The 7,088-nt window shown below is 63.3% G+C and carries 5 protein-coding genes and 1 tRNA gene; 3 read left to right on the top strand and 3 right to left on the bottom strand.

What is annotated here, in order from left to right:
* Positions 1 to 91 precede the first annotated feature (91 nt).
* A complete protein-coding gene (locus AB6M95_RS15000; RefSeq protein WP_371387559.1) occupies positions 92 to 1,732 on the top strand; it encodes a PP2C family protein-serine/threonine phosphatase in 1,641 nt (546 codons plus the stop codon).
* Positions 1,729 to 3,138 carry an MltF family protein gene (locus tag AB6M95_RS15005; protein ID WP_371387560.1) on the top strand — a complete coding sequence of 470 codons (1,410 nt, stop codon included), beginning with the start codon at positions 1,729 to 1,731 and terminating at the stop codon, positions 3,136 to 3,138. Before AB6M95_RS15000 ends, AB6M95_RS15005 begins: the two co-directional genes overlap by 4 nt.
* A gap of 66 nt (positions 3,139 to 3,204) precedes the next feature.
* On the opposite strand, the gene rbp is transcribed toward AB6M95_RS15005, so the two are convergent.
* The 3 genes from rbp to AB6M95_RS15020 all read right to left on the bottom strand — a co-directional run bounded on the left by rbp (position 3,205) and on the right by AB6M95_RS15020 (position 5,304).
* Positions 3,205 to 3,465: an RNA-binding regulator gene (gene rbp / locus AB6M95_RS15010; protein ID WP_371387561.1), complete on the bottom strand. Its 261-nt coding sequence runs from the start codon at positions 3,463 to 3,465 to the stop codon at positions 3,205 to 3,207.
* 28 nt (positions 3,466 to 3,493) lie between these two features.
* Positions 3,494 to 3,570, bottom strand: a tRNA-Met gene (locus AB6M95_RS15015).
* A gap of 222 nt (positions 3,571 to 3,792) precedes the next feature.
* Positions 3,793 to 5,304 carry an ArnT family glycosyltransferase gene (locus AB6M95_RS15020; RefSeq protein ID WP_371387562.1) on the bottom strand — a complete coding sequence of 504 codons (1,512 nt, stop codon included), beginning with the start codon at positions 5,302 to 5,304 and terminating at the stop codon, positions 3,793 to 3,795.
* A gap of 269 nt (positions 5,305 to 5,573) precedes the next feature.
* On the opposite strand from AB6M95_RS15020, the gene purD reads away from it, so the two are divergent.
* The gene (gene purD / locus AB6M95_RS15025; protein ID WP_371387563.1) at positions 5,574 to 6,851 is read left to right on the top strand and encodes a phosphoribosylamine--glycine ligase; all 1,278 of its coding nucleotides are present in this window, start codon (positions 5,574 to 5,576) and stop codon (positions 6,849 to 6,851) included.
* Positions 6,852 to 7,088: the final 237 nt, after the last annotated feature.

A 7,088-nucleotide genomic window follows, 5' to 3' on the forward strand; every position in this document is an offset into this window, starting at 1 on the left:
CGCGGTTGCCAATCTTGGGCCGAAACGGTAGAAACAGTGCACGGCTCCGGTCTCCGCCGGTTGCGCCCGATTCCCTTTGCCAAGGAGCCCCATGGCCAAGTCCGCCTCCATGTCCCGACAGGAAATGCTCGCCGAGATCGAACGCTTGCGCGCGGAGCTTGCCCTGTGCCGCGAGCGCGGTTCGGGCGAGGCCGCCTGCGGGGAGGCCATGGAGATGGAGATCAAGCAGCTGCGCGAGGCCCGCGAGAACGCGGGGGTGATCAGCGTCATTGTCGAGAACTCCCCGGCCGTGATCTTCCGGCGGCTGGCCGACGACACCCACCGGCTGGTCTACATTTCCGAGAACCTGAGCCAATGGGGCTATTCCGCCGCCGACTTCCTGTCCGGGCGCAAGGGGTTCGACGACCTCCTCCATCCGGAGGACCGGAAGCGGGTGATCGACGAGATCGAGCAGTGCCGGTTGGAGGCGGTCGAGGAGTACACCCAAGAGTACCGGATCATCACGGCGGCCGGCGAGGTCCGCTGGGTCTCGGACGAGACCTCGGTGGTCACCGACGAGGCCGGGCGGCGGATCTACAACCAGGGCGTGCTGGTGGACGTGACCGTGAGCAGGCGGGCCCGCGAGGCGCTCGAGGCCAGCGAGTTCAAGTTCCGTCGGACCATCGAGAGCGCGGCCGAGGGGTACCTGCTCCTGGGGGCCGACCTGACCATCCGCGAGGTCAACGATGCCTATTGCCGCATGCTCGGCTACGAGCGCGAGGACCTGCTCGGCAAGCGGCCGCACGATTTCGCCACCCTGGAATACCAGCGGTTTCTCGAATCCAACCGGGAGCGGCTGCGCAAGGAGAAGGGCCGCCGCTTCGAGGGCTCCATGGTCCACCGTGACGGCCACGTGGTCCCGGTCCTGATCAACGCCAACACCCTGCGCGACGAGGACGGCGGCTTCCTGGGGCACGTGGCCTTCGTTGCCGACCTGACTGAGCAGAAAAAAGCCCTGAACCTGGCCGCCGAGGTCCAGAAGGGGCTGCTGCCGCGCAAGGCGCCGCGCATCCCCGGCCTGGACGTGGCCGGACGGTCCGTGCCCAGCGAGCTCACGGGCGGCGACTATTTCGATTATTTCGAGGAGACGGACCCGGCCGGGCAGGCTCTGTCCGTGGCCGTGGGCGACATCTCGGGCCACGGCGTGGACGCGGCCCTGCTCATGACCACGGCCCGGGGCTTCTTGCGCATGCGCGCGGGCCAGCCGGGCAGCCCCGGCCAGATCGTCACCGAGATGAACCGCCATCTGGCCGCGGACCTGTACGGCTCGGGCCGGTTCATGACCCTGTTCTTCCTGCGCATTGAAGCGGGCGGGGCCAGGGCCCAATGGGTCCGGGCGGGCCACGATCCGGCGCTCATCTACTGCCCTGTCCACGACACGTTCACCGCGCTGGGGGCCGACGCAGGGCTGCCTTTGGGCGTCCTGCGCGAGACCAGCTACGGCGAGGAGTCGGGCGACATCCTGCCCGGTCAGATCATCGCCATCGGCACGGACGGTATCTGGGAGGCCCGCAACCCGGAGGGCGGGATGTTCGGCAAGGAGCGGTTCAAGACGGTCCTGCGCGAACGCGCCGGAGATTCGGCCCGGGAGATCGTGGACGCGGTCATCGAGGCGGTGCGGGAGCATACGGGCGGGGCCAAGCTCGAGGACGACGTCACTCTGGTGGTCATCAAATACGGAGGGACGCCATGATTTGGTTTTTTCGCACTCTTTTCCTGGCCTGCCTGTCCATGGCCGTGTCCGTCGCTCCGGCGCGCGGCGCGGAGCTCGGGCCGGTGCAGCAGCCGTGGAAGGGCGACCTGCCCCGGATCATCGAAAGCCACCGGCCCATCCGCGTGCTGGTGGTCTACAACCGGACCAATTTCTTCATGAAGGAAGGGGTGATGCGCGGGCTCGAGGCGGACATGATGAGCGCCTACGAGAAGCACCTGGCCAAGGAGTATCAGAAGGAGCTGGTCCGGCTGGTCTTCGTGCCCGTGCCGGTCAAGGACCTGTTCCCGGCCCTGCTCGACGGCCGGGGCGACATCGCGGCGGCCGCCCTGACCGTGACCGAGGAGCGCAGCCGCCAGGCGGACTTTGCCGAGCCCTACCGCACCGGGGTCAGCGAGATCGTGGTCGGCGGCCGCAGGAGCCCGGCCCTGTCCTCGGCCGGGGAGCTGTCGGGCCGCAAGGTCTCCGTGCTGGCCGGTTCGAGCTACGCCGAGCACCTGGCCGACCTGAACGCACGGCTCAAGAAGCAGCGGAAGAAGCCCGTGCGCATCGTCAACGCGGACCCGTACCTGGCCACCGAGGACCTGCTGGAAATGGCCGCCAGGGGCATGGTCCCGTACACCGTGGCCGACCATTTCCTGGCCGATCTGTGGAACAAGGTCTTTCCCAACCTGCGGCTCTACCCGGACGCGGCCCTCCACTCGGACGGCAAGCTGGCCTGGGCCGTGCGCAAGGACTGCCCGGAGCTGCGCAGGAGCCTGTCCGAGTTCGCGGCCACAGTGCGCCAGGGCACTCTGCTCGGGAACATGTTCTTCAAGCGCTATTACGAGAACGACGACTTCGTCACCGACCCGACCACCCAGGTGGAGATCGGCAAGCTCAAGCACATGGCCAAGCTCTTTCAGAAGTACGCCGAGATGTACGACTTCGACTGGCTCAAGATCGCGGCCATGGCCTATCAGGAGTCGCGCTTCGACATGGACCGCAAGAGCTCGGCGGGTGCGGTGGGGGTCATGCAGATCAAGCCCTCCACCGCGGCCGGTCCCTCGGTGGGCATCGAGGACGTCTACACCCTGGAGAACAACATCCACGCCGGGGTCAAATACCTGCGCTATCTGGTGGACAACTATTTCCCGGACGTGGACCCGGCGGCCAGGATGGACTTCGCCATGGCCGCGTACAATGCGGGCCCCAACCGGATCATCCAGGTGCGCAAGCGGGCCGTCGAGATGGGGCTCAACCCCAACCTGTGGTTCGGCAACTGCGAGTGGGCCGCGTTCGACCTCATCGGCCGGGAGACCACGGGATACGTGGCCCACGTCCAGATGTACTACGCCGCCTACAAGGGCTCGGAGGAGATCCTGCTCAAGCGGCGCGAGGCCATGTGACAGGGCGCGGCCCCAGACCCAGGGCGGCCGGGCCGTCCGGGAGCGGGGAGCGTTGTCCGAACCGGATCAGTGCCTGGGGCGGGGAGCGCGCGGCTTGGCTTCGTTGACCTTCAAGGGCCGCCCGGACATATCGTAGCCGTCCAGGGCCTCGATGGCCGCGGCCGCGCCCGCGTCCTCCATTTCCACGAAGCCGAAGCCGCGGAAGCGGCCGGTCTCATGGTCCTGGATGAGTTTCACGGAGGTGACGTTGCCGTATTCTCCGAACAGGTCGCGCACGTCGTTCTCGGTTGCGCCGAAGGGGATGTTGCCGACATAGATACTTTTCATGGCGATGAGACTCCAACAAAAATGATCCTGGTAACGGGAGAAGGATTTGAACCTCCGACCTTCGGGTTATGAGCCCGACGAGCTGCCTGACTGCTCCACCCCGCGCCATTTCCGACACCCGCTTCCACCGTCCGCCGACACCACCGAAGGCGGCCGTTTGTCCACGGGATTACTTAAGCCATTACGACGAGTTGCATTTTTCGTCAACCGGGTTTGGAATATTGTCGTGTCCGGGACGGTACGCCCAGCCGGAAGCCTGACCGGGCGCGGCCCGGCGGGCGGGGGAGCATGGTTCGGAGAACGGGATTTCGGACGCGCCGATGCGGTCTACTCGTGTTCCCCCGCACAGATGTCGACTATTCTGATAGTCGGATTCGAAAAGGCGTACGTCTTGTATTTGGGCCGTATCTCCACATAGGGGAACCGGAACAGCCGTTCGTACGCCGCATGCCGCCCGTACACCGACGCATCCTGGCCCTTGATTCTCGAACCGTAGTAATACTTGTCGTACTCCATGCTGCTCGCCACGACGCGGCAGATGCCGATCCTTCGCGCCGCATCGAGGTCGATATCCGCCACGGACTTGACGTATTCCGCATCATAAAGGCGGGGCAGGCCGTATGTTTCATAGAGATACCCGCCGGTGACGCCGCTCAGGTAACGCGCCGCCGTTATCCTGGTATCGTCGACGAGGTTGGCGACAAGGTTCGCGGTGGCATAGGCCGGGAGAACAAGCAGGGAGAAGGCGGCGACGCACAGCAGGGCATAACCGGACAGCCTGTGCCGGGACCGGCGGAGGAAATGGTATGTCCGCTCGATGCCGAGCCAGCCCACGATGATGAGCATCGGCGTTATCGGGATCATGTAGCGCATAAAATCCGGGGCGGGCTTCAGCGGGGAAATCTCGTGGGCCAAATAGTATGCCGTTATGCACAGCAGCAATGTCTTTTCCAGTACAGCGGCTTGCTTCCATCCATACAGGGAAATGAAATACCCGATGGTGCAAACTACTGTCGCGGCGAGTGTGATGCCGGGTATCAGGCTGTACGTATAATGGAACAGAAATAGGTAGTCCAATGGATAAATATGGATGCTGTGTCCGGTTTGGATATGTGCTATTTCATGCGACAGGCCATTGTATGCATTCGCGGCATCGATGAAAATGTTATAGTTGACTATGAGAAACGTTAACACCGAGATGGACAGTGCGGCGGCCAGCTCTTTTGCATAGGATCTTCTTTCTATGCCCTTGTCGAGAAAGGGGATGATGGGGAAAATGATGAGCATGAGCGCCGACTTGTATTGCGAGGAAAGCGCCAGGCCGAAGAAAAGTCCGAATAACGCCACATTGACGCGTTTCCCCGTCTCCAGCGTTTTGATGAAAAACAACAGGGAGAACAACAGGGCCGCCGCGAAATAGACATCCTCCTTCAGGTAGTGCGAATGGATTACGATTATGGGGGACACGGCCACGGAGAGGGCCGCCGGCAGGGCGAATGGGGTTGTCAGCACTCGTCGTGAAAGGAAAAAGACGGCGATCACGATGCAGGCGCCCATGAAGGCCGATACGCTCCTTCCCGAAACCGCAAGCCGCTGTTCGCTGTCCTGCCTTGTGATCTTCTTGATAACCTTTGAGAGCTTCAACATGAACGTGGGATGCATGAAATCCTGGCTGCCATCCTTGATGAACTGGACCTTCTTGCGTTCATCGATGTGCAGCCGATAGTCGAAGCCGTTGTTGTACAGATTCAAGGCGAAGCTGAAGGCGAAGAGCGCTAGGACCAGGGATGCGGTTGTCGTTCTTTTCATGGCATGAAGGGCGTCATCAATGTTCAGCATGGGGCTGTGCGAAAGCGGTCCACCTTGATCGTGCCGTTGGTTGCGGGATGGAGATGCCGAATTCTATTTGCGGCTATACTAAATATAGCATGAGGGTATACGTTTGTCTATCGACCGCCCGAAAAGGAGCGGTGCCAATCGACGCGCCGCTGAACGGGAATGGTTCTCCATCGGCCCGGCGGGCCGGAGGCCTCGGCCCATAGTTCTTGAAAAAAGGCGTGAATTTCCTTACACCGTGTACATCCCGAAAACAGACTGGAGGGGAACTCATGAAGATACTTGTTGTCGGTTCCGGAGGCCGGGAGCACGCCCTGTGCTGGAAGCTCGCCCAGAACCCGAACGTGGAGACCATCCTGTGCGCCCCCGGCAACGGCGGCACCGCCCAGGTGGGCACGAATATACCGGTCAAGGACGACGACATCCCGGGCCTGGTCGCCCTGGCCAGGGACGAGGAAGTGGACCTGGTCGTGGCCGGACCCGAGCTGCCCCTGGTGCTCGGCCTGGAAAACGCGCTCAGGCAGGAGGGCATCCCCTGCTTCGGTCCCAATGCGTTCGCCGCCAACCTTGAAGGGTCCAAGGCGTTCTCCAAGAACATCATGGCCGAGGCGGGCGTGCCCACCGCGCCGTTCCGCGTGTTCGAGGAATACGAGGACGCCGTGGCCTTCATCAAGGAGAAGGGCGCGCCCATCGTGGTCAAGGCCGACGGCCTGGCCGCGGGCAAGGGCGTGGTCGTGGCCGCCACCGAAGAGGAAGCGCTCGAGGCCGTGGAGCAGATGATGGTCAAGAAGGCCTTCGGCTCGGCCGGGGACCGCGTGGTCGTGGAGGAGACGCTCAAGGGCGAGGAGGCTTCCTTCCTGTGCTTCTGCGACGGCGTCAACTACGCCATGCTCCCATCCAGCCAGGACCACAAGGCCGCCTATGAGGGCGACACCGGCCCCAACACCGGCGGCATGGGCGCCTATTCGCCGGCCCCGATCCTGCCCGAGGAAAAATACGCCGAGACCGCCGAGCTGTGCATCAAGCCCATCCTGCGCCACCTGGCCGCCAAGGGCGAGCCGTTCAAGGGCGTGCTCTACGCCGGGCTGATGTACACCGAAAACGGCCCCAGCGTGCTCGAATACAACGTCCGCTTCGGCGATCCCGAATGCCAGCCCCTGCTCATGCGGCTTCAGACCGACCTGCTGGAGATCATGTTCGCCTGCATCGACGGCAAGCTCGACCAGGTCGAGGTCACGTCCACCCCGCAGACCGCCTGCGGCGTGGTCATGGCCGCCGAGGGCTACCCCGGCCCCTATCCCAAGGGCATGGAGATCACCGGCCTCGACGAAGCCGACGCCATGGAAGGGGTCAAGGTCTTCCAGGCGGGCACCCAGCTCGTAGACGGCAAGATCGTCACCTCCGGCGGCCGCGTGCTCTGCGTCACCGCGCTCGGCGACGACCTGGCCGCCGCCCGGAAAAGGGCCTACGAAGCCGTGGACAAGGTCCACTTCGACAACAGCTTCTACCGTCGCGACATCGCGGATAAGGGTTTGAAGCGGAGCAAATAGTTTGATGAAGATGCGAGAGGGAAACTTTTGAAAAAGTTTCCCTCTCGCGCTCTCCCTTCCAAACTTTTTGGCGCTGCGTCGCCGGGGAGGGGGAGTGGAGCGGATGTCCGACAGGGCGGCGCAGGGGTGCGAACCCCACCAATTTTTTATTCAACACAAGGCCTTCCGGCCACCCCTCCCTTCGCGAAGCGACATAAAAAGTTTAGGAAGGGAAGAGGGATGGGGGTCCGGGGGAAG

The organism is Pseudodesulfovibrio karagichevae (genome assembly GCF_041414475.1).
Lineage (GTDB): Bacteria > Desulfobacterota > Desulfovibrionia > Desulfovibrionales > Desulfovibrionaceae > Pseudodesulfovibrio > Pseudodesulfovibrio karagichevae.

Bases quoted from the DNA above. Each gene is read 5' to 3' on its own strand.
- AB6M95_RS15000 (WP_371387559.1), top strand. From the start codon at position 92: ATGGCCAAGTCCGCCTCCATGTCCCGACAGGAAATGCTCGCCGAGATC.
- AB6M95_RS15005 (WP_371387560.1), top strand. From the start codon at position 1,729: ATGATTTGGTTTTTTCGCACTCTTTTCCTGGCCTGCCTGTCCATGGCC.
- rbp (WP_371387561.1), bottom strand. From the start codon at position 3,465: ATGAAAAGTATCTATGTCGGCAACATCCCCTTCGGCGCAACCGAGAAC.
- AB6M95_RS15020 (WP_371387562.1), bottom strand. From the start codon at position 5,304: ATGCTGAACATTGATGACGCCCTTCATGCCATGAAAAGAACGACAACC.
- purD (WP_371387563.1), top strand. From the start codon at position 5,574: ATGAAGATACTTGTTGTCGGTTCCGGAGGCCGGGAGCACGCCCTGTGC.